Source organism: Pedobacter insulae (assembly GCF_900113525.1).
Classification (GTDB): Bacteria; Bacteroidota; Bacteroidia; order Sphingobacteriales; family Sphingobacteriaceae; genus Pedobacter; species Pedobacter insulae.
In genome coordinates this window covers 19,584-44,764 of sequence record NZ_FOPP01000004.1, presented here as the reverse complement: position 1 = coordinate 44,764, position 25,181 = coordinate 19,584, and the positions used below count along the sequence as shown (strand labels likewise).

Sequence of the window (25,181 nt, the reverse complement as noted above, 5' to 3'; positions counted from 1 at the left end):
CTTATAATTAAAAAATAATTTGGTAATTAATTCCAATAAGGGTTCTGTTTAATAGATGGATTAGCACTTAAAATATCTCTAGATACTGGCCAGTAAATACCTCCATTAGCTAAAAGTGTATTAAAAGCTGGGTTATTCTTCTTAATTCGGTTAAGTCTAACCAAATCATACCATCTCCACCCTTCGCCCATTAACTCTCTTCTTCTTTCAGCAAATATGGCTTCAATTACATCGCTCGATGAGTTTGATTGGAAAGGCTTAATTCCCCTTAAGGCTGAGGCGCGGTTAAGCGCAGAAATTGCTTCATCTCTTTGTCCCAGAACAGCCAGTGCTTCAGCTCGCAATAAAGTCACTTCTTCATACCTCGTAAATAATACTGCTGAAGTAAACAAGGCAAAGTTTCCGCTGATTTGTGCACTACCAATACATTTTATTTTACTGAAAATCGGTTGCTCTGAACTATAATTTGTGAAATAGTTTTTACGATACAGTTTAGTGAGTGGATCAATACTAAATCTTAGGTCATTTACATCTGTAAAAGCTTTTCGAATAGTATCTTTTGGAATAAATATCTCTGGATTGGCTTTTAAAATCAAAGGCGCTGCCAAGGTTAATTGCTCTAAGTGTCCGTTTGCTGTGGCTTCTCCGTTTCCATATTCAAAACCGAAACCTACAATTTGTACGGCACGCTTAAAGGCAAAAGGGCTATAGCCATTCACATTTTCGGTAAGTTCGTCTACACTAATATACTTTACCCCAAAACTACCATCGCCGTTTAAGCTGGTAATATTATCTAAAAAATATTTGGTGTAAACTTCACAATCCAAATAATTGCCTTGCCATGCAGCAATATGCGATAATACAGCATAGGCTGATAATTTGGTAAATAAAACGCCATTCCAAGTAGGCCAGTTCGCTCCGTAATATAACCCAGGGAATATTGGATCATTTCCACCATACCTAAATGGCAAAACTTTGGTAGCCAGCAACAACTCTGAAGTAGCATAAGCTAAAACCTTATCCTTAGAGGTCCGTGGATGCGTATTGAAATCGCCATCATGGGACGTAATCAACAAAGGAACATCTCCCCATATCCGTACCATATAAAAATAGGCAAAAGCTCTTAATGCTCTTGCTTGTGCTACATCTACTTGGTTGTTAATAGGCGTGTATCTAGGATCACTTGCTACAATTTCTCGTGAGCGCTCAATAAATAAGCTTGCAGCATTAATTACAGAATAAAAACGCTTCCAATTACTAACCCTTTGAATTACCGGGTAAGAAGCATTCAATTCACCATCAATAATGGCTTTTAAATCCGATCTGTTGGTTGAGGTAAAATCTCCCTGTCTCAAATCACCCATTAGCCAATGGGTATTATCTGCTACCATTGCGGTACGCATTAGGGTATAGATCCCAATCAAGCCGCCTTTGGCGTCTTCATAATTGTTCCAATGATTTTCTTCTGCTGCTAAGCTATTGGGTTGTACTTCCAATACTTTTTTACAGGAAAAACCAATTGTAGTAAAGAAACCTGCCAGTAGCACCAGTAAAAATTTGTTGAATTTCATCTTATAGTTTTTTGTCATGATTATATCCCCTCCTATAAATCTAATTTTAAACCAATGGTATAGGTTCTCGCAATAGGCAAGCTGGTACCATTATAATAACCCGTGTAATTGATCAATTCTGGATCAGTACCCGAAAAATTAGTAATGGTCAACAAATTGCTACCCGTTAGGTATAAGTATGCGCGTCTGAACCCTAATTTGGCATTACTGATAAATTTGCTTTTTGTTAGGTCGTAACCTAACGTTACCGAGCGCAATTTCACGTAAGAGGCATTCTCTAAAAACAAATCTTGATCTGCTCTATATGGAATTACATTACTCCATACATTATAAATAGGATAAGTTTTTATTTTATCAGAGGTTTGCCAGGTAGTTACTTCCTTGATTGAGTTGATGTCGTTTGCCGATTCGCGATTGGCAAAGTCATACCTGCTTGCATCGAACTGGTTGATTGCTTTTTGCCCAAGCGCAAAGAAAAGATGAAAGTTCAATTCGAAATTTTTGTATTTGAAATCGTTCATCCATCCGCCAATTAATTTTGGCAACCTGTCGCCGGTAAATTGTTTATCTGCATCCGTAATGTTATAATCACCATTGTAATCAACCCATCTTGGATCTCCTGCCTTCAATGTTAAGCCATTAAATGCTAGCTTTTGTCCGTTCGAGGGATTAGTTGGCACTTCAGAGTCGCTGTTGTAAATTCCATTATTGGTATATAGCCAATAACTTCCCGAAGATTTGCCCACTTTCAGTTTGTTGTCACCAATCACTAATTCACTTAATCCATCCGGCAGTGCTTTAAGTTCATTCTTGTTATAGTTCAGGTTTAAACCCGAAGTCCAGCTTAATGCCTTTTCGTTAGGTATAATCGTGGCTGTAAAGTCGAAATCTACTCCCATATTGTTGATTTCCATCCCATTTTTGTAAATGCTGGTATATCCACTCTCGCCAGACACTGGGATGTTCAATAACTGGTTCTTATTGGTGCGGTTATATAGTGTTACAGAGGTGCTTATGCGATTATTCAACATGGTTGAAGAAGCACTGATATTTAACCTATCTGCATAGGGTAAACTAACCCCATAACCTACCCAACCAGTGTTATAAGGGCGGGTAATGCCTTGAAAACCACCAAAGGTTGGAATAGTCGGTTCCTCATACCATCCATATTCTGAACGATATTGCGGACCCGCGCCGAACCTATCCTCTAAAAAGATCTTAGCCACTCTAGACCAAGAGGCACCAATATTTAATTGGTTAAAAAATTTATTCTTTGTTAAGAACTGATTTTTCAAATTCCAGTCTGCGCTAAAGGCAGGCGTAGTGATCCATCTGCTATCTGGCTGTCCATTAGAGCTACCATCTCTTCTTATGATCGCTCCAAAACTTAATAAATTTTTATAACTATACTTGGCTGAGCCGTAAAACGACATCATCCCGTTCCTGGTTCTATCAGTATACCTGAAAAGATAAAAGTTGTTGATTGCGTTTAAGTAATCATCATCATTTGAATTTCCTTCAACAACGTTGATTTTAATGAAATCACTATTTCCGTCATAGCCTCTGGCATAATTATATTTATAAGTATCGCCCTGAACCGATTGTCCTACCTCAAAATCGAATACATTATCCTTATTTAAGTCGTATTGATAATTTAACTGATTGTTTAGTCCAAAGCGTTGGTTATAACCGAAATAACCTGAAACAAAGTTAATTCCGTCCATTAAAGTAGTTGGGAAGAAAGCATCTCTTATCCCTTCGTTATAATCGAAAACCACTGCGGTATTGAAATTTAATTTTGGAGTTAGTTTAAAGTTTAACGAAAGTGAACCATTTAGCAAGTTATTTCTGTTATCATCCACCACTTTACTGTATTCATTTAAAAATAACTGGTAATTATCTTTATTTGGCGAGAGCGGATTTACAAAATCAGGCAGATACCTAACTTCGGCATACCGATCTCTCAAGTTCTTGTTCCGATCTCTATCCATTCTAGAGGCATTTAAGAAACTAGAAACTGTAAGCCATTTGAATGGCATCATGTTAATGTTAAAAAAAGCATTGTATTTTGTTAGGGACGTTTCGTCAGCATTACCTGCGTTCTTTGTTCCGGAACCAAAAAATCTAAAATTCGCTTTTTCCGAACCACCGGTAATACCTAAATTCGCAGTAAAAATTGGAGCATTTTGATAGTAAAGGTCACTCCAGTTAGATTTACCAAAATAATCTAGGTTTGTAGAATCCCTTAGGTACGAGGCATAATTGTTCAGATTTGCCTGAGAAGCATATTTTTGGTAAAATGGCTGGCGAAACTTATTTTCGAAAACACCATTTACCGTATTTGCGCCTCCAGCCTGTACCATTCCGAAATAGGAATTAAAGCTAATTTCCCTCAAGCCGCTTTTCGCTGCTTTAGTAGTAATCCAAATTGCACCATTTGCGGCGTTCGGTCCAAGTTTGGCCAACGATACCGGATCTTTAATCACTTCAATTGAGGCAATGTTATCAATATCTACGTTTGCCAATAAATTGGTAGCCGGGCCTATCCTATTATAATCATATTTCTGTACCTCATAGGCAAAAGGGTGCTCTTGCACTAAATAAACTCCATTTACATACACAGCAGGCTGCATATTATAAATGTCTTTTTTGGTAAAGATCGGCGTTGAGGATCCCTGGATGATCATGCTTTGCTCGCTTCCAGGCTCTCCACTAGTTTCTTGTACATACAAACCGGATACATTTCCCTTTATCATTTGTTGTAGTGATAAATTCGGTAGGTTTCTTGCAGTAGAAACTTTAATTGAGTCGCGGTTTCCTTTGAAGCGTGCTCTTTCACGGATGCTGCGACCGATAGAATCTTTAATAGATGTATCAGCCTGTATTGAATCTTGCTGAAACATCAAAAGGTTTACGTTGAACGCAATTTTTGAATCTACATGTTTATTACTATTTGCCTTTGCAGCAAATGCAAAAAACAACAAGAAACAAAAAATCTTAGTAAAATTTTTACCCATTTTGATTTTTGTTAAGTTGTATTAGTTGTGGTCTATTAGAATTTGCGGTGAAGCTTAAAGCTTCTTAAATCGGCATTGAGAATAAATCGCCTCTGGAAATAGTTAGTAATGGTTTTAATCATACGTTGGTTGGTTAGTGGTTAGTATTGAATGAGGGAAAATTACGGGTTAATTGTGATTACATTTACATTTTACTGTGCGCAAACGTTTGTGCTGGACTAGTATTTCCCTCTGCGTTTATCTTGTTGCAATAACATAGTCAGCTACTTCGGTCCCCGAATCATTGAGCATAACTACTTTCAATTCCGTTTTGGTTGCAAGTACTTTGGTAAGCGTTTTTGTACCTTTTAATGGTCCACCGCCAATAATGATGGGATAATTATTTTGACCTTTCGCAGGTGGATGAACTTTATACTTGTGGGTATGCCCACTCAAAACTAAATCTACCTTACCGCGGTTCATAATGGGTTCGAAAAGCGCTGTACAGTGCTTTGCCCCGTGGCCATCTCCCGAGTAACGCGGCGGAATATGCATTAATACAATCCTGAACGCTGCTTTTTTAAACTCTTTTCGATCAATTTCCTGCGCTAGCCAAGCTGCTTGCTTTACTCTATAATGGTCAAAATCCACTAGTTCAGCATAAACAGGATGACTATCTTCCTTGTCTTCTCCGGTATCCAGCACAATAAAGCGCACTGGCCCCAATGTAAACGCCGTATAAGCCACATGATGAAAGTATGTTTTAAAGTCGCGTGCAAATACCCCTCGTGTTTCGTGGTTGCCTCTTACATACAGGAATGGGGTTGTTTTAGCAAAAGCTGATACGCATGGCTCAAGCATGTGATCAATAATCTGTTGCTCATTCGTCTGGTAATCAAAAATATCACCGTTAAAAAACACGAAATCCCGTTTATTGCCTTTATCCAAGCTTAAAAGCTCAGGAATAGAGTTCGGTCTGTCGTGGATATCATTAAGCATCACGAACGAAACCTCCTCTTTTTTCAAGTCGGCATTTACGAAATGTTCGATTGCTCCCTGAATTGTTTTACCATAGGTAACTTTGTAAGGCTGAAAACTCACTATCTCCCTGGAGACGATTCTGTAATAATATTTACAGTCAGGCTTCAGATCCGGAAGCTTAACGCAATTTAAACGGCCTGCTGGTAATAACCCCAGTTCTCCTTCTCCATATGCTTTTTTTGGCATTTGTTCAGGAGTTTCTCCGTATTCCACCCAACTATTACAATTCTTGTTTGTAATCCATAAAACAGCTATACTGCCGTTAAAATCTGTTTGTAGATAAGGTCCAACTTTAATGCTAAATTCCTCCTCTTCCAATACAACAGGATTGGCAACGGCTGAAATTGGATTTAACAATGAGAGCCCCCCTAGTGCGAGTCCTCCTTTAAGAAAACTTCTTCTGTTTGCAGATATTTTATTGTCCATACGTTTTTATTTCTTCAATTATTTACTTCATGATATTCTAAAGTACATAGACAAGAAGAAAATACGAGTCGCAAAGATTACGCAAACGTTTGCCATATAAGGAAAAAACGGCATGGCAAGCAAATTACGGCTAACTTACATGCGTTTCAAAAAAAAAGCAGCCATTTAATTGGCTGCTTTATGCTATATTGTTATTTTTTCTCTACCGGATCGGATGGCTTGCTTTCCTGACTATCCGTATTTAACGTAGAAACCGAATAAAAACCATTTGAAGTAATTGACAGGGTATTTGAGTTTGTTAACGCTAATACTCTTCCTTCTTTCTTTAAATCAGAGAAATAGTACACAACAGATTTCAGGCCGCCTGAAACATCCCATTTTAATGTGCCATTTTCTATTCTCACATTTGTTGCCACTGTAGGAGCAGGCGCTAAAGCACGACCCAAAAAAGGCATAACAGCAGGATCTTTATAAATGGCAGCAAGCTTATCGGTAATACCCACCTTATTTGAATTTAAATATTTAGCACTGTACATTACATTTCCAACTACTTTCTTATTTAATTTTGTTAAGTCAAATTGTCTTTGCAGCTCAGAAGATGATTGAAAAGCAGCAGGCATAGTAGGGTCTCCAAATTTGTAATAGCCATGGCCTACCATTAATGCCGCTTTGAAACTGTTCTGAGACCATTCAGAGAGTCTTAATTGGAAATCATTGAATTGGTTTCCCACCTCTTGATACAATTGCGGGATAACCACATCAACCCATCCCTCCTGGTTCCATTTCTTGACATCGGCATATAGCGAACTAAAATTCTTATTGATGTCTGGAGCAGGTGAAACAGAAAATACCACTCCCGGTTTCGTAGCCACAATCACATCGTATACACCTTTGATGGCCTTATTTACGTTGTCACGTCTAAAATCTTGAATATTATTGATACCTGCACCATACTTCACAAAATCTGCTTGATCTGTAAATGTCTGACCCTCTGGATAAAAGTAATCGTCGAAATGTATTCCATCAACATCGTACTTTGTAATAGTTTCTTTAACAATATCGAATAAGCGTTGCCTAACTTCAGGTAGCGCAGGATTATAAATTCGTATAGTTGGAAAATCTAATACCCATTCTGGTTTAACCGAAGGATGAAGCGCTGGAAATGAGCTTCCCGTTCCGGCACGAGTTGCTACCCGATAAGGGTTCATCCATGCATGAAATTCGATATCTCTGGCATGGGCTTCATCGATCATAAATTTAAGCACATCATATCCTGGATCTACACCTCTAGTTCCAGTAATAGATGAACTCCAAGGTTCGTAGCTAGAATTATGAAACGCATCTCCCATACCTTTTACCTGAAAATAGATTGCGTTAATATTAAGTGCTTTAAACTTATTAAGATAATCTATATATTGTTGTTTCTGGCCTGCCACGGTGTAAACACCTTGTGGCCAGTCTAAACCATAAACCGAGGCCACCCAAACTGCTCTCATTTCTTTTTTTGGAAAAAGAAGACCAGTTTCTGCTGGCGGTTTAGGAGGATCAGGAATAACATTATCGTCACCCTTCTTACAGGCATTTAGCAGCAGTGCTATTGCAAGCACTGCCACTAGGTTTAAAGATTTTCTTTTCATCAATTTTAATCTAAAGCTACTTTCTTCTGGAATTCAAAAAACACAAAGCCCGCATCACTTGCAGCAGCGTAAAGCATCAAAGATTCATCGTTGCCCAATGCGTCCTTTTTAATATAAAAACCGGTTTGAGAAGCTGGTGATGTATTTACAGGCCCCATTAATGAATATTGGAATACGGGAGTAATCGTAGGCTGATTATTTAAATTAGTCAATGCGTCTTTCACATTATCACCTTTCGTAATATCATACACAAAGAAATTAGTTGCCTCTGATCCAGTTCTTGCAGCGGTTGTTACAATAAGATAGCGCTCACTGTTAAAATTAACAATGCGGGCGTCTGACGCTCTAACTGGAATAGCCGTTCTGCTCATGGTAAACACAGATGCGCCCCCTTCCGAAACAAGGGCTACAGGAGCATCGTGACCTGTGAATAAATATTCGCTCGTATTACCAATTCTGTTATAAGAAGTCCACGAGCCTCCGCCTGCAACAGGTGTTGCGAAAACAGTTGGGTTACCTACTGTTGTGTAATTAGCAACATCTAATCTTAATATTTTACCGCCGGCATTGTCTCCGAAAAAGAAGTATCCATTTCCTTGACCGTCTAGGCTAGCCGAGAAGTTATCTCCATGTCTGGTGCCAGCTCCGGTTATGGTCGCTACATTTATATTAGCTATCACTTCCGGTGCAGCGCTTGGATTTGTCCAATGATAAACTTTTAACGGACTCGTGAGGCCGCCCGACAAACTTGCGATGTAAGTATGGCCATTTACCTGAGCACCCATATTCATAGAAAATGTTCCACCTGAAACGCCGGTGATATTAAGCATCATCTTATTAATAACCCCTGTTTTCAAGTCTGAAACATTTAGCAGGTGTGGTTCCGTTCTTTTAACAACCAATACCTTATCCCCATCAAACCCACTCCCTCTTGTTAATGCTCCAGCGAAAGCATCGTAAAGTGGCGCTCCTAATGGATTACTTGTAAAATCATACGTAGTTCCATTTTCAAAATCGGCTCCGAATACGGGTACTTTCAACCGTAATTTAACCAAATACTCGCGAAAGCGGGGGGCATTTAAGACTTTAACTACAATAACCTTTTCCGATTGGCCGTCTTCAAATGTAACCGGATAGGTGTCTTGACTTAGTTTAGCACCAGAAGATAAATTTGCTTCAAACTTCAGATTTGAGAAATCGGTGGTTGGTTCTATTCTTGGAAAGGATACCGTCTTAGCATCTTCATCCACAACGCCCTCCAATACAGTAGTTCCATTAGCTCCTGCGTTAACTATTTTAATTGAATTCAAAACAGTTACATTAGCGGAAGTATCAAGTGCTTCTGGTAAATCATCCTTGCATGAAGCTAGGCTTAACAATCCCATGAAGGTTGCCAAAATACCTATTTTTGATGTTTTATATGTTAGTTTCATCTATTTAATTTTTTATTTACTATTAATAATATAGCTTAATTCTGTGGCCACCCCTGCGTTTGCAACAATTGGTATCCCCTGGCTGCATAATCGTCTATTTGTACACGGCCAATAGGCGCCAAATATGGATTGATATTGGCTTGATTTAAAAATGGTAATCGGTTTTTATTGGCAGTATTTTTATAAAAGCCCTTCATAGCTGCACCATTTGATCCGTTGTAAACGGTTTCCGTTCCGGTTAGGCTTACCACAGCAATTTTGCCTACATTAGCCGATGTTAGCGCGCCAGGCAATTGTGCAGGGAAATCTACCCATCCCCCAGATATCAAATCTGTATTCAGATCATTATCCATATATTCCAATTTAGACCATCTCTTTAAATCCGCCAAACGGAAAATCTCAAAGGCAAACTCCATTCTACGTTCTCTTCTAATTTCCCAGATTAAAGCCGACACTTGTGGGTCTCTACTAGGATCTGCTGGAAGAGCAGTTAAACTAAGTGGAGCAGTTTTTGTAACTCCTCTATCTACAGCTTCTTGCGCTAATGGTCTAAGTCTAATTTTATTAATTGATCTATCTATATCACTTTGCATGACTGCCGGACCGCCTAAACTCGCCAATTCGGCCTTTGCTTCGATCCAATTTAACAATACCTCTGCATAACGTAATACTGGGGCATCAGTTTCATTTTTATCTCCGGTAAATTCAGGAGGCATACCGAGTAAATCTACTTGGGTACGCTTTTCTACTTCTCTAGGTAAAAACTTCGTAATGTAGTAAAAAGAACCCCTGTTTAGTAAACTTGGCTTACTGTAAAAAGTAGCTTCAAATCTAGAATCGCGTGTTGCGATCATATTGTCTAAATTAAATGATGCATCAGCCGGACTAGCATTTTGCCACACCTCTCCAGAAGTAAGAACGTATGATTTTAGTAAATCCGAAGTAGGGCCATTCAGTGTCGATTCGGCTAAGTTACCATAAGATGCAATAGCGTGCGTAACCCCAGCCGCAGGATCATAATTTCTATATAGAATACACTCCTTGTTTCCTTTTAGTTCCTTAGAGGTAAACAGGGTTTTATAATCGGTATTAATATCGTACTTACCACTCGAAATGTCCATATCGGCAGCCTCAACAGCCAACTCTAAAAATTTCTTAGCTTGTTCATTATTTTTATAATAATATTTTTGCCAAGTACCTTCAGTTAGTGCCAGTCTGGAAACAAAGCCCGCAACAATGTATCTGTTCACGTTTTGATCTCCATCATCTAAGCGAACATTTTGAAGTGCAAATTTCATGTCCTCATATACTCCATCCATTACTTCATTGCGCGATGTTCTGGGTTTGTATAGTTCGTCGAGTTCTGTATTGCTTATTTCTCGTGTATAATAAGGAACATCTCCGTAAGCCTGTACCAGTTCGGAATATCTAAACGCCCTAAAGAACCTTCCGATACCAGTCCAATGAGCTTTCGCACTAGCAGATAATACATCTGCCATTCTAGTGTCTATACGCTCTAACATGATGTTAATCGAGCGGATCGAAGAGTAACTCCATATCCCACTATTTGGAACCGCACGGGTAAAGTTAGGTTGATTTCCTTGCACTACCATATCGTCGCTATTGGTAAAGCCTACCAATGGCGCACCGGCGGTAGAGAAGCCACTTCCATAGCCGTCAAAAAAATCAGTATAATATTTGTTGGCGTATAAACGCAATTTTTCTTCGCTTTCCCAAGCTGTGTCGTCTGTCTCGGAAGTTAAAGGAGGTCGGTCTAAAAATTTCTTACAACCTGCCAATACCATAATTACAAAGACGAATATTATTGTATGTTTTATTTTCATTTTCTTTCTTCCTTTAAATTAAAAACCAATTTGTAGCCCTGCAGAAGCTGACCTAAATGCTGGATTTGAGGTACCTGTACGGCCTAAATTATAATTTGTGCTACCAGAACCTAACATTGAAAATCCTGAAATCGCTTCTGGATCTATTGGAAGGCCTCTTAAATTATCAAACGTAATAAAGTTCTCTAGCGAAACATACACGCGTGCATTCTTAATTCCAACCTTTTTCATAAACGCATTTGGTACGTTATAACCTACCGTGATATTCTTAATTTTTAAGTAAGACATATCTAGCATGTATTTTGTCTGAGGTCTCATTACATATCCTTCACTGGCCCCATTCATATTCCATGCTCTTGGATAAAAGGCATCCGTACGATCTGCTTTCCAATAATCTTCAGCAATTACCTGTGGCATTGCTCCTTCTTTGGCAAAATATCCTGGAATAGCTAACTGTCCGTCGCCCCAAATTTTTCTTTCCCCAACTCCTTGGAAGAAAACAGATAAGTCAAATCCTTTATAATCTGCACCCAAACGGAAGCCATATTGATATCTTGGTGTTGTATTTCCAATCACAACTCTGTCACCCGAATCACCATTAGTACCTTTCCCTGCATCGATGTATCCATCTCCATTTAAGTCCTTAAACTTTACATCTCCGGGACTTATCAATAACGTTTGGTTACCATCTTCGAAATAAGTTTGATAAACCGGATTATTTCCAGCTAATAGATTTGTTCGCTTACTGGTACCATTAAACACAATATTTGTTTGCACAAAATTGCCATTATCGTCATATACGAAGTCATCCTTTTGGAATAGTCGATCAGTTACAAAACCATACACATCGCCATATCTACGGCCTGTTGAAAAAGCTGACCCAACACTTCTATTTTCCCAAGGCATTTGATAGTCAGATCCTTTAGTAATAAAGGTTACCGCATCCGCCATATTTGCATCAAATGATAAACGGAGCCCATTGTCAAATTGATGCGCAAAATCTAAGTTTAATTCCCAACCTCGAGTTCTTAAGTCTCCATAATTTCCTCGAGGTGCGGTGGCACCAAAGGTAGCAGGTAAAGCATCACCGTCGATAATCATGTCTCTAGTATAGCGCTGAAAAACTTCAGCTGTCACTCCCAATTTACCTTCAAAGAACCTTAAATCAGCACCAAGGTTGATGTGCTCAATATTTTGCCATCCGATATTACGTGATACAGGAGGGGGTGTACCCAATTGAAAATAAGGAATTCCACCACTGTTTAACCATGAATTTTTGGCGATATCCATAGTAGGTAAATACAGTGAGTTTATGACTGACTGATCTCCAATGTTACCCCATGAAGCGCGCAATTTTGCAAAACTCAATACCGATTTAACACCGTTCATGAAGCCTTCGTTAGATACAATCCATCCTGCAGAAACACCTGGATAAGTTCTCCATTTTAAGTGAGTAGGAAATTTAGAAGTTCCATCACGTCGCAAAACACCTTCTAACAGGTATTTATCTTTAAAAGCATAATTAATTCTTCCAAAAAATCCAGCTTGTGAATCCCAGTTCGCTCCTCCTCCTGCTTCTTGAGTTCCAACGGAATATTCATACTGCGGATTGTCATTGTTCAGCAGGTTACCCAAGGTCGAAAATTGACTGGAATAGTCGAAAGAAACGATGTTAGTACCTAACAAAAATTTAACTTGATGATCTTTTAAATCCAAATTATAATTTGTTGTAGCGTTAAAAGTTTTTCTTTGTGATCTAAAATTATTCTGTGAAAAATAAGTAGCTGATTTTAAAGTATGATCTGTCAGCGGGAAACGGTAAGCCGGCATACCACCCGATTGAGTAGGATTGCCATCTTCATCTACGTATACCTGACCATTTTCATCCCTAAGGGCCTCCACTCCATACCAATGCGTACGACCTTGTACATAAGGAACGGACGCAGTGGTTAAATTATTTTGTGTACTATACGCATAATCAGCCTGTACATCCCAATTCTTAGTTAAATTAAGCGTAGCACCTAAGTTCATGTTCAAAAACTTCTCATTACGAATTTGATCGTTCGACATTCGGGCAGAGAAAGCAGGATCAATAATATCTTGGCCTTGCTCTTGCACACCAATAGGGAATAAACGGCTCCAACGATACATATAAAGCCATGGATCTGCAGCAAAAGCAGCTGCATTAAGTGAATTAGGGTTGCGTTTTGTTCCCTCAGCATACCTCAAATCTCCACGAAGAGTTAAATAACTAGTTGCTTTTGTGGAGACAGAAAGTGCGGGATTAATCCTTCGGTAATCATCATGCTTGGCTGGTTTCATCATCCCCTCTTGCCCCAAATAGCCTACGCTTAAATTATAGATTGTATTGCCGCTTTTTCCATTTAAACCCAGATTATGCATTTGTGAAAGATTATGATCTTTAATCATTGCTTCTACTGGATCATAAATTCTATACCCAAATTTTTGCGCCCCATCCCAATACCAGTCACGTCCATAAACAACAGGATCATTATTACCAACAACACCCGCATATTTTGTCTGCCATTCTTTTATTTTTTCGAAGCTGGTTCTGTCAATCCGCCAAAATCCTCCGGCCGGACCAGGTTGCTTCATGTTTTCATGTGCATCCAAGGTATATTCCAAACCATCAATACCAGCAATGTCAATTTCCTTAAATGGAGTTTGCATTACAAAATTGTTTGAGTAGGTAACATTATTTCCTTCTACTTTAGCTCCTTTTTTTGTGGTAATTAATACTACCCCAAATGCAGCTTTAGATCCGTAAATAGCGCTTGATGCAGCATCTTTCAAAATACTTATTGTTTCAATATCATTCGGATTAACGTATTGAATACTCGGAATTTCCACGTTGTCTACCAATATTAATGGATTGCTCGAACCCGAAATTGAGCCTATCTGCCCCCGAATCTTGATAATCGGGTCTGATCCTACTTCTCCACTAGGAACAACGACCGAAAGACCTGGAACCGCTCCTTGCAAGCCTCTTCCTAAATCTGGTATAGGACGATTTCCAAATACCTTCGACACATTTACCGAAGTAACTGCACCAGTTAAACTTTCTTTCTTCTGTGTACCAAACCCAACTACTACCACTTGCTCTAGTGACTTAGAATCTTCGAGTAATGTTACATCGATTGTGGTGTTGGTGCCAACGGGTCTTTCTACAGACACGTAACCTAAATAACTAAACACCAAAATATCAGTTGCTGAGGCTTTGATCGAATAAGTTCCGTTGCCAGTTGTTTGGCTCGCTACATTTGTTCCTTTTATTTTAACAGAAACGCCCGGTATGGGACCATCTTGGGAGTTAACTTTTCCCGTGATGGTTTTTTCTTGTCCAAATGCATCCGCAAATAGTAGAAATGTACCGAGAAAAATTAAGAGTAATTTTTTTTTCATAAACGCCGTTTTGGTTAATAATTAAGTTTTATTTTATTTATATCTGGTCTTTGCTAAAAACGCATTAATACGCATAAATAACAATTCGAAAGTAAATATGCTGATTATTTTTCGGCTTTCGAAAGAAATTCACAACTTTGTTTTAAAAAAAACGAATATTTGTTGCAAAAACCTGCAATAACCTGCATTCTAGTTTTAATTTTTATACATTAGTATTTTTAAAGCCAGATCAATGTTAAAAAAAGAAAGGCATGACTTTGTGATGCGACAAATCAACTTACACAATAGAGTGCTTACATCGGATTTAGTACAATTATTAAACGTTTCTGAAGATACTATTAGACGTGATTTGCAAGAGATGTCTGGCGAGAGACTCCTATATAAAGTACATGGAGGCGCACTCTCTACGTCTTACAACTCTACTTTCAGCTCCAGCACAGTTTACGCGAAAGAAGCCAAAGGCAATATTGCAAGAAAAACCATCTCGCTAATTAAAGACTCCATGGTTATTTTAACCGGCGGCGGCACTACAATCATTGAGTTGATTAAACACTTGCCCGAAAATTTAAAAGCCACTTTCTTCACGGTTAGTCCCCTGGTAGCAGTTGAACTCTCTAAATATCCTAAAATTGAAGTGAATTTAGTCGGCGGGAAATTTTCTAAAAACTCAAAGATAAACTATGGAGGTCACGCCATTAGTCAACTTGCTGAGGTAAATGCAGATTTGTGCCTATTAGGTACGAGCGCATTACATCCTAAAGACGGACTAACAGATACAGACTGGGAAATTAATCAGTTGAAAAGAAAAATGTTAAACTCATCCAAAAAATCAGCTGTGCTTTGTATTTCGGAAAAGCTTGATATTTCTTTAAGACTGAAAGTTGCCGCATTAGAAGATATAAATTTTCTAATTACAGAATTAGCACCCACAGCAGAAAAGCTAACACCATATCAGCTTAAAGGACTAAAAATAATTTAAGAAATAGTTAACGATTGTCTTTCGCAATTATGCTCCAGTCGGCAGCACCATGCCCTTTTGCTATCCAGCTGTCCATTTCGGTCGCAACAGCTGGAATCACTGTTAATTTAATTCCTTTTTCGCTAGCGGCGCTCATCATCAGTCCTGCATCTTTCCGGGCCATATCTAACTCCCAAGAGGGATTATTGAAATCCCCAGCTCTTAATTTATCCAACCTTGCAGGCGCCCCTGCCCCCGGATTCCATGAAGCAAATAGCTCGGCAATAGCTGCCGAATCAACATCTTGTGCCTTTGCAAGTCCGAGCGCATCTGATAGCCCAGCAGTCATAGAGATGAGGAAAGAGTTTCCTACGAGCTTTATTGCCGCTGCTTTTCCTACCTCCGGACCAAAATTAAGAAGCTTTCCTGTCATTTCTGAAAGTAAAGGCGCCACCCTCGCTATTACCTCTTGGTTGCCCGAAACCAGCATGCTTCCCGTACCTTCCAATGCATTCGGAGGCCCCATAAATACTGGTGCATGCACATAGATAAAGCCTTTAGCCGCCCAAAATTCTGTTCGCTCAATGGCTCCCTGTTTGGAGGTTGTCGTATGATCTAGAATAGTAGCTCCAGGCGCAAAGCCTGCACTGGCAGCTTCTAATACCTCGTTTACCGTCGCATCGTTCTTCAGCGTCAAGTGAATGAAATCAACACCCCTTACCGCATCAACAATATTTGCAAATGCTTTGGCACCATCTTTTTCCAATGCACTGGCCTTTGATGCTGTCCTGTTCCAAACCTGTACCTGATCTCCTCTGCGGAGCATTGCCTTAACAAAATTAGAGCCTAATAGCCCAGTTCCCAAAAATGCTTTCATATCCAAATATATTATTAAAAAATGAATCCAATGGAATCAACTATCAGCGCAAAAAAGCCCTCCCCCATAAAAAGGCTGCATAAAGGATTCGATTATTTTTTCTTTTTGCTAGAAATGTAGCCCTCAATAACCTTTCGGTCAACTGCACTCTACATTCTTATTTTAAAGCTCCGTTATAAACCCCAATGTTGGGCGCCTTATCACGGTCTACCAGATTTCCATAAAAATCTCGCCCCCCATTGTTTTTAATTATATGACCTGTTCCAAATGCTGGGGAGCCTAAGCGGAGGTGGTATTTCTGAACTCCTTTTTGATTATTTACAAACAGTGGATCTCTATAAATTCCATTGGCATCGAACAAGATATTTTTAATCGGATTGCCAAAATAAAGATTAGTATCAAAGTAATTATTAGTGCTTTCTTCATAATCACAGTAAGCATTTGTACTCAAATTATAAAAAATATTATTCCGGTAAACGGTTCCATCCGGACTGGTTTTCCAAACTTCATGCGAAACAACTTTAGTATCAATCTGATCGGCCCCTAAAAAAATCACATTATTGTAAACCTGTGTATTGGTAGCACTTCCGCTTACCCTAATCACGCATTTCTTATGGGTAGGATGTGCGAATTTACCATCGTTTTCGAAAATATTATAGCGTACAATGGTCGAATCATTGAAGTTATTGGGACCACCGGTCACTAGCATTCCGTAATCATTATCATGTACATAGTTGTACTGCAAAACGGTATGCTTAGTTTTGTAATCCGAGTCAATGCCACCCGCATCTCGATCATCAACATTCGCTTTGGTAAATCTACATTCGTTATATTGCCATAATGCATTGTCTGTATTGAAGCTGAAACCAGCATTCCCCGATCCCTTTATTGCGCATCGATCAAAAAGATTATACTCAATTATAGGATTTTTCGCAACGCGCACCACCAATGCGTTTGCACCTGTCTTACTCAACTTGTTCCTGCGTAACACAATATTTAAGGAAGGTACCCAGTTGGTATTCGTAAGCAATGTTCGCTTACTCCAAGGCGAGCTAACCAATAGAATTCCTGTTCGATCTACATCATGGATATGGCACGAATCTATTAATATTCCATTAAAATAAGTTGGCTTCTCACTACCTAAAACCTTAAATACAATCCCACCATTTTCTTTGCTCAACTCATCGGCCTGATTGATATAACCATTTACCCCATGAACTTCTAAGTTCTTAAAGTAAAGATGTGACACCTCACCCACGTCTTCGGCAGTAACATAAATCCCGTATTTGGGTTTGTTTTTATTCACCAATTGCCGAGGTAGTATTGGAAGTACATAAGTAGTGTGATTACCATTTTCCCAAGCAGATAATTCCTGACCCTGTTGTTCCTTCGCATCATAATTGGTTATTTCCAGATCGGAAACTTCCCAGTATTGCTGATTATGAAAATACAATGTACCATTCGCAACACCATTTCCAGCGATTGAAGGCTTCTTTCCATACCCATATTTCCCAATTAGGATAGGCTTCTTCAGTTGTCCATTACCTTTTGGGTTCAATTGTCCTATCCACGATTGTCCGCTTTTAAAAAGAATCTGATCTCCTGGATAAAAAACCGCAGCGTTTACTCTGTCTAAGGTTTTCCACGCCGCCGTTACTGCATGGCCTGTATTAGAATCCTTTCCGCTAATGGCATCGATATAGAAAACCCTGGGGGTTACCTGTTTGCCATTCGCGGTACCACAAAACAATGTGGTTAAATAGAAAATTCGAATAAGTAAAGTTTTCAAATCAAATATTTTACTACCATTTGTTAGTAACAACCATTACTTTAGCCATACTCAGCTTTTTATTTAGCCATTCTTGATAGGAATTGTCCTCCATTTGTTTTTTATCCATTAAGGTTACTTTTAAGGCATTTAATTGGTTACTAAATACATAATTAAAATAGTTTTGCGCTGTGTAAATGGGAGGGCCAAAAACAATATCTCCATTTTTGATAGCTTCCTTCCTCTTTAAGGTAGCTTCTTCATACTTCCTCACAAACTGCTCGTAATTTATTGCCACATCAATTCCATGTTTCTTCATTTCAATTTGCTGCACTTTAATTGCAACTGCCTGTTCTAAAGCACGTTTCTTTAATACTTCTAGCGGAACTTCGCCGTGATAGCGTTTAGTCCAATCCAATGCTGTCTCTCCCAAATCGCATTTTGCTGCAAAATACGCATACACCCTAGTACGCTGATTACTCATTTCATATTGCAGCTCTTTAAGATGAAGTGGATAACCATTTACCGTGGCAATCAGCACCACATCTGATTGGCCAATTTCCAAGAGAAAAAAATAAAAAAGAAATATAAAACGGATTACTAACATCATCAATTGCAACCTAAACAGCCATTGTGCGCACCTTTATTAGGCCGTGCGCTTGAACTCACCGTTAAGCCATAAAAATCTTTTGCCCCATTATTACTTATCAACCTTCCTTTTTGATAAGCTGGAGATGCGTAAGACGTAATTTTGTAACCATCTACCTGAGTGCCTAACGACGATGATCCGTCTTGATTTTTTGTACCAATCCCTGTAAGATTGCCACCACTTCCAGCATTACTCAACAGTGGATTTCCTGTGGTATTGGTGTTTACTCCAGTACCTTCTCCATAAATACCTGTTGGTGATGACGGCACATTAGTGTAATTGTAAAAGTGATTATATTCCCAAATAGATGAATCTTCGGGCCTTTTAACAATTCCCCCAGCTTGATTGTAAAATATATTATTGGAAAATTTAGTGCGGTTATCTGCAAAATTTGATAATGCTACACTTTCTGTACTTGTTGTAGCAGTATTATCATATACATAAACACTGTTATTATAAATCTGTGCATCGCCCGGTAAACTAAATGAAGTGGGATACTTAGAAAAATGAAAAATTCTATTAACGGCGTTGCTTCTTCCATCACGCTGACTAATATTGTATCGAACAGTTGTATTTTCTGAGCTTCGTATTAACAACATAAAACCACCTAAATTATCGTGAGAATAGTTGTACTGAAACTTTGTGTCAACTGCTCTTAAATCTGCATCAAAAGCCATTCCATCACTAGAAACAGCCTGGGTTCCGTACACTTCGTTGAATTGAAAAACGGCATCTTTAGTGCTTCGGCACCAAATAGCTACACCATGCTGAACTAAGCTTTCATTGCCGCTATGGTTATTAGTCGCCAAATTGCTTTCTATCAAGGGTGCCTTTGCAAAACGAACAACTATACCATCGCCCGTGCAATTATCCACTATGTTTCTTCTAATTACTAAGTTGGAGATCGGATAATCATTGGGATCAAAATGGGTATCTGCACTTAAGTTGTCGGAACAGCCCGAAAAAATCCCTCCACGATTCATATCTCTAACTTCACATTCTTCAATTCTTATATCTTGAAACCTCGCATCTACTAATGCACTAGATGCCGAGCCCGGTGCACGATAAAAGAACAAACTAATACCACCAGTGTCTTTTCCAGTATCAAAACTATACTGACCAAAAACGTCTCTAACAGTAACACCTTTGATGGTAATGCCCTGAACTATTTCATCAGTTGAACTACCCGGTACATCTTCGACCACAATTTTAATTCCTTGTCTGTTTCCTTGGGTAGAAGATATGTTAGTTACCTCGATATTGTTAATACTCCAATACGACTGATTTTTTAGTAAGATGGTAGCACCACCATCTAAAATATCATCAGAGGTATTGATAAGCCCATCTGGCCCCTCATCTCTTGCACCCCCTCCATTTATAATAGGCTTTGCGCCTGTACCATAAGCATCGATTACAATTGGAGAACCAGAGATACCTTCTCCCTGAGGACGTAAGGTTCTGGTCCATGCCCCTCCTCTTTTAAAAAGGATCTGGTCTCCTGGCGAAAAAACAAAACTGTTTACTTTCGATATATTTTTCCAAGCTGATCCAGTGCTCGTACCAGCGTTGCTATCATTACCACCTACATTATCTACATAATAGGTAGTCCCAACCATCATTGTCGTCTTCCCACCTCCTTTACCCAAATTATCATTTCTACCTTCTACAGGTTGTGGCTGATTTTTTTGACAAGCTACAGCTAAAAAAACTGCGCTCAATGCTGCAAATTTTAAATTTGTTTTCATCTGTTTACATTTTAGTGGATTAATTTTCACGACTTATTAGGATTGGTACTACTGCGGATAACCGTCGTTCTGTGTAAAATTGCCTTTGCCTTTCATATTATCAATTTCTGATTGTGGAATTGGCCAGCGAACATGGTAAGACTGGATACCTGTTCGTGCCTGTATAGCATTTACCGCTGGATCCCCAGCATACAATTTTACACGTTCAACCAACTTACCTAATCGTTTTAACATATACCAACGTTGTCCTTCGAACGAAAGTTCCCTAGCATCCTCATCCAAAATCAAATCTTCGGTTACCGCACCATTAAACGGGCCTAGTCCTGCCCGACTTCGTAAATCGCTCATGTACTTAACGGCTGTGACATCATTAGCACCCCCTAAACGCATATGCGCTTCTGCACCGATCAGGTAGGTTTCGGCTAAGCGATAAATGATAATGTCTTTAAAACTCTGTGCTTCGTTAGGTGCCAGTTTAGTCCATTGATCTACATATTTAAAACAGGCTGGATATAACTGATCGAAATAAATGGATGCGTTTGAAGCAGTAACTCGCTGTCCAAGTGTTTTCCCAGCAGGGAGAGTGCTTGGATTATCATACACCCAAAATAATTTATAAAATGCAGCTAAACGCTTATCGTTAGCACTATACAAACTGAGTAAATAAGGGTTTGGATAAGTCCGACCCCAAGCCGAGCCTCCATTTGCATCACTAACTAAAATACCTGCTTGTTTAAAATAGTTAGGAACAAAATATTGCGCTAACCGATGCCCAACTGGATTACCGGCCGAACCACCTGCAGCTCTGTCCCATTGGCTTACCAAAATTGCCTCGGTATGGTTAAGGTTCGCCCCTTTAAAAATATCACCGGGATCGGTTAAAAGTTTATAGGGACCTTTAGTTATAATTTCGTCTGCCTGAAGTGCTGCCTCTTCATAATCTTTTTTCCATAAAGCCACTTGCGCCTTTACGTGACGAGCCACTCCTTGTGTGTAACGCCCTATGTTTTGAGGATTATAAGTGAGTTTGCTAATGGCATAGTCCAGATCGCTATACATCAATGCATAAACGTCTTCTGGATTTGCAGGTGTGTAAGTTCGTTCTAGATTATCTACAGTAGTAGGTTCGGTATTTAAGATAATGCGATCGAATGTGCGAAAAAGATAAAAATATGATCGTGCTCTGAATACTTTTGCTTCTGCAACGGCTTGCGCCACTTCCGCATTGGTTAAACCTTGCTGCTCACCAGACGTAATGATTTTATTTGCACGTTCGATGATGGTGTAATAATGACTCCAAAATAGCCGAACTTGTGAGGTTGACGCATTGATCGTGTTATCGTACCTTGCGAAACCAATTCCGCTACCTGCTCTTGTAACAGTAATATCCTCGGCACGAATAAAACTAGTCCACACGGTAGACTCAGCATCATTACGGAAAATATTACGATCCAGGTTATAGAGTGCCGTTACAGCGGTACTTAAGCCTTCTGGCGTATTAAAAACCGCATCTTGTGTGATTTTATCTTTACTGGTCTCATCGAGCATCGCCTTTTTACAAGAAGTGAATAAAATGGCAGCGACGGTAACTAAATAATATATTTTTTTCATGAGAAGATAATTAAAATGAAACGTTTAAACCGAAAAGAACAGTTCGTGGTTCAGGATAACCAGCTGGCGTTACTTCAGGACTGTAAGAAGAATAATCAGTTGCATTAAAAAGATTATTGCCAGTAACATAGGCACGAACACGTTGTATACCTACTTTATTAACCAAACGAGCAGGTAAAGTATAACCCAATGTTGCAGTTCTAAACTGGATGTAAGAATTATCTTGATAGCCTAGGGCAGAAAAGAACTGAATAGTAGAGCTATATCGAGGGCGTGGAAATTCATTGGAAGGATTTTCTGGAGTCCAATAATTTACCCGAATTCCATTGGTTTTTCCACTCAATGAACCACCGCTATTAAAATCATATAGGTAAGGATTGCTCCTAACCGAGCCTTGAACAGTATAAAAATCCAAGTACAAATCAAAAGCTTTATATTTAAAGCTCGTTCCGAATGAGCCAAACCATTTGGGATCTCGCAAGATAACATCCCTATCGTTCGCATCAATCTTATTATCTCCATTAAGGTCGCGCACTCTAATATCGCCAGGTTTAGCAGTAGGCATAAACGAGTTGGCTATATCGTCGCCAGTTTGCCAAATGCCATCGAAAAGATAGTTATAATAAACATTAATCGGTTTCCCAATAAACCAGTTGTTATTTAGATCATTTACTGGATTGCCCATTTCATCTACATCACCAGTAATTTTCACGATCTTGTTGCGATTAGCCGTATAAGTTAAATCAATGCCCCACGTAAAATCTTTGGTTCGAACCGGAATGGTGTTTAGCAAAAACTCTACACCTTTATTGTTTACCTCACCTAAATTAATTAACACAGAGCTATACCCTAGCGACTGATTTATCGACTTGCTAACCAATAGGTCTTTTGTATCAGTATTGTACCATTCTAGCGCACCCGAAATTCTTCCCTTAAATAAATCAAAGTCCATTCCCAAGTTTAGCGACGTTGTAGTTTCCCATTTCAGGTTAGGATTTGATAATTGATTATTTGGAAGATATCCAGTTTGGAATGAACCATCACCGAATAAAAATGGATAAGAATTAACTTCACCCAAAGTAGTATAGGGACTTACAGCCTGGTTACCCACTTGACCATAATTGGCCCTTAATTTCAGCTGACTAATCCAGTTAACAGGTTTTATAAACTCCTCTTGTTCCATTCTCCAGGCCACTGAAGCAGAAGGGAATACGCCATATTTATTGGAAGGACCAAAAACAGTAGAACCGTCCACACGGGTAGTTAAGGTAAATAGGTATTTGTCCATCAATGTATAGCGCACCCGGCCCATATAAGAAAGCAGGGTTCTATCGGTAACATTTCTTGAGGGCGTACCAATAACCTGTGCCGAAGGCAAACCGTTATAACCCAATATATCTGTGGGTAATTGAGAACCCGATAAACTTGTGGTTCTACTCACCTCTTTATATACGCTCTGTAATAAGGTTACATCAAATCTGTTCTTCTCATTCAAATCTTTTTCATAAGAAAAAATATTTTCTACTAGGTAGTCATTATAGTTTCCTGATGAAATGGAGGCGGCATTACCGATATTACTACCCTTTAGGTAAAGTTTAGTACGATAAGTACCTTGTTCATTGTTTCTGGTATTTATATTGGCATTCACTCTATACCTAAAACCTTTAAACAAATCAAAGTTGCCAAATACGTTAAAAAGTAAACGATTGGTGGTAGTTTCATTTACCGTTTGTTCATTTAAGAACTTCGGGTTAGTGGTATTTTCACCATTAACAAACAGCTGCAAATTGCCATCCTCTCCATAAGGTTGTGCTAGTGGCGAGGTGATAATATATTCATTCAAATTACCATCTTCTTGGGTTAATTTATTTCTTGTAAAAGAAAGATTAGCGCCAACACTTACTATCTTATTAATTTTTTGATCGATATTAATCCGCCCTGTCCCTCTTCTAAAACCAGCGCCTGCAACCATGCCACGCTGATCGAAATAACCTAAAGAAGCTGCAATCTGCGTCTTATCGCCGCCACCTCTAATGCTCAAATCATGTTTTTGCGAAAGCGCATCTTCGATCATAAATTTTTGCCAGTCTATCGCTTGGCCGTTTGCCATTACCTTACGGGCTATTGGATCAAAAACAACTTCGTCACTTTCGTAGTTATTACCTGCATTTTCTGTGCGGAATGCTTCTCTACGCAGGGTAGCCCATTCACTACCGTTATATAAAGAAAAATTCTTTTTCAGTTGTTGTATACCTGTATATCCATTGTAGTCTACACTCACTTTTCCCGCCATGCCACGCTTCGTTGTAATTAAAATTACCCCATTGGCGGCCCTAGTTCCATAAATAGCCTGAGAAGCTGCATCTTTTAAAATTTCCACAGATGCTATATCTGCTGCATTTATGTCGTTAACATTATTGACAGGCACATTATCTACAATGTACAAAGGCGCATTACCGCCAGACAACGAGCGCTGCCCGCGGATCAAAATATTTGAACTACCTCCCGGGCGCGAACTCTCTGTGGTAATTTGAACACCCGAAGCCTTACCTCTTAACATTTCGCTAATGCTAGCGGTCGGAATAGCGTTCATCGCATCAGGTTTAACCGAAACTATAGAACCTGACACATCACTCTTCCTCTGTGTACCGTAACCCACCACAACAACTTGCGTTAACTGAGCAATGTCCTTTTCTAAAGTTACGTTAAGTATACTACCAGTGAGGTTGCTAATAGACATTTCCTTCGTTACGTAACCGATATAGGTAAATACAAGCACATCGTTGCTATTAACGGTGATCTTATAATTTCCACTTGCATCGGTAACGATACGTCTATCGGTGCCTTTCACTTGGACACCTACGCTTGATAAGGGTTCTTGATCTGAACTTACCTTTCCTGTAATTGATTTTTCTTGTGCAAAAGCTACGCCGTGCCACAAAAAACACAAGAGAAGCGTAAGCCTAAACATGTTGGGGTAACATGATCTGTTCATGAGTTGTAATTAAGGTTTATAAATGGTTTATTTTAATTATAGAAACAAATTGAAGAAGAAAAACACAATAAAAACCAAAAATAAGGCGACTAGTATCAATCCAATTCTATTTTTTTCCATCGTTAGGTTCGAAATTATATAAAGCCAAGATAAGGGCTAAACTAGGACTACTTCAAGTAAAAATCTTACAGATAAACATGGTAAATC

14 protein-coding genes are annotated in these 25,181 nt (G+C 39.0%); 1 reads left to right on the top strand and 13 read right to left on the bottom strand.

Features of this window, described 5'->3' with window-relative positions:
* Positions 1 to 26: 26 nt before the first annotated feature.
* The 7 genes from BM207_RS07655 to BM207_RS07625 form a co-directional block, all read right to left on the bottom strand.
* Positions 27 to 1,571 carry a RagB/SusD family nutrient uptake outer membrane protein gene (locus BM207_RS07655; protein WP_090993317.1) on the bottom strand — a complete coding sequence of 515 codons (1,545 nt, stop codon included), beginning with the start codon at positions 1,569 to 1,571 and terminating at the stop codon, positions 27 to 29.
* A gap of 32 nt (positions 1,572 to 1,603) precedes the next feature.
* A complete protein-coding gene (locus BM207_RS07650; RefSeq protein WP_090993001.1) occupies positions 1,604 to 4,588 on the bottom strand; it encodes a SusC/RagA family TonB-linked outer membrane protein in 2,985 nt (994 codons plus the stop codon).
* 237 nt (positions 4,589 to 4,825) lie between these two features.
* Positions 4,826 to 6,034 carry a purple acid phosphatase family protein gene (locus BM207_RS07645; protein WP_090993000.1) on the bottom strand — a complete coding sequence of 403 codons (1,209 nt, stop codon included), beginning with the start codon at positions 6,032 to 6,034 and terminating at the stop codon, positions 4,826 to 4,828.
* Between the two features lie 191 nt (positions 6,035 to 6,225).
* Entirely contained in the window at positions 6,226 to 7,671 is a 1,446-nt protein-coding gene (locus BM207_RS07640; RefSeq protein WP_090992999.1) for a glycoside hydrolase family 10-like protein, read from the bottom strand.
* A gap of 5 nt (positions 7,672 to 7,676) precedes the next feature.
* Positions 7,677 to 9,104, bottom strand: a complete 1,428-nt coding sequence (locus BM207_RS07635; protein WP_090992998.1) for a DUF4623 domain-containing protein — start codon at positions 9,102 to 9,104, stop codon at positions 7,677 to 7,679.
* Positions 9,105 to 9,139: 35 nt separating this feature from the next.
* Positions 9,140 to 10,948, bottom strand: coding sequence for a RagB/SusD family nutrient uptake outer membrane protein (locus tag BM207_RS07630; RefSeq protein WP_090992997.1), 1,809 nt, complete (start codon positions 10,946 to 10,948; stop codon positions 9,140 to 9,142).
* Positions 10,949 to 10,966: 18 nt separating this feature from the next.
* Entirely contained in the window at positions 10,967 to 14,371 is a 3,405-nt protein-coding gene (locus BM207_RS07625; protein WP_090992996.1) for a SusC/RagA family TonB-linked outer membrane protein, read from the bottom strand.
* 232 nt (positions 14,372 to 14,603) lie between these two features.
* On the opposite strand from BM207_RS07625, the gene BM207_RS07620 reads away from it, so the two are divergent.
* A complete protein-coding gene (locus tag BM207_RS07620; protein WP_090992995.1) occupies positions 14,604 to 15,350 on the top strand; it encodes a DeoR/GlpR family DNA-binding transcription regulator in 747 nt (248 codons plus the stop codon).
* Between the two features lie 7 nt (positions 15,351 to 15,357).
* On the opposite strand, the gene BM207_RS07615 is transcribed toward BM207_RS07620, so the two are convergent.
* The 6 genes from BM207_RS07615 to BM207_RS07590 all read right to left on the bottom strand — a co-directional run bounded on the left by BM207_RS07615 (position 15,358) and on the right by BM207_RS07590 (position 24,974).
* Positions 15,358 to 16,206, bottom strand: a complete 849-nt coding sequence (locus BM207_RS07615; protein ID WP_090992994.1) for an NAD(P)-dependent oxidoreductase — start codon at positions 16,204 to 16,206, stop codon at positions 15,358 to 15,360.
* A gap of 157 nt (positions 16,207 to 16,363) precedes the next feature.
* Positions 16,364 to 17,995: a right-handed parallel beta-helix repeat-containing protein gene (locus BM207_RS07610; protein ID WP_143095926.1), complete on the bottom strand. Its 1,632-nt coding sequence runs from the start codon at positions 17,993 to 17,995 to the stop codon at positions 16,364 to 16,366.
* A 13-nt stretch (positions 17,996 to 18,008) separates the two neighbouring features.
* Positions 18,009 to 18,584 carry a hypothetical protein gene (locus tag BM207_RS07605; RefSeq protein WP_090992992.1) on the bottom strand — a complete coding sequence of 192 codons (576 nt, stop codon included), beginning with the start codon at positions 18,582 to 18,584 and terminating at the stop codon, positions 18,009 to 18,011.
* Positions 18,584 to 20,368 carry a right-handed parallel beta-helix repeat-containing protein gene (locus tag BM207_RS07600; RefSeq protein ID WP_090992991.1) on the bottom strand — a complete coding sequence of 595 codons (1,785 nt, stop codon included), beginning with the start codon at positions 20,366 to 20,368 and terminating at the stop codon, positions 18,584 to 18,586. The genes BM207_RS07605 and BM207_RS07600 overlap by 1 nt, the downstream gene beginning before the upstream one ends.
* Before the next feature lie 48 nt (positions 20,369 to 20,416).
* Complete coding sequence (locus tag BM207_RS07595; protein ID WP_090992990.1) at positions 20,417 to 21,979, bottom strand: RagB/SusD family nutrient uptake outer membrane protein; 1,563 nt, start codon at positions 21,977 to 21,979, stop codon at positions 20,417 to 20,419.
* Between the two features lie 10 nt (positions 21,980 to 21,989).
* Complete coding sequence (locus BM207_RS07590) at positions 21,990 to 24,974, bottom strand: SusC/RagA family TonB-linked outer membrane protein (RefSeq protein ID WP_090992989.1); 2,985 nt, start codon at positions 24,972 to 24,974, stop codon at positions 21,990 to 21,992.
* Between the last annotated feature and the right edge of the window lie 207 nt (positions 24,975 to 25,181).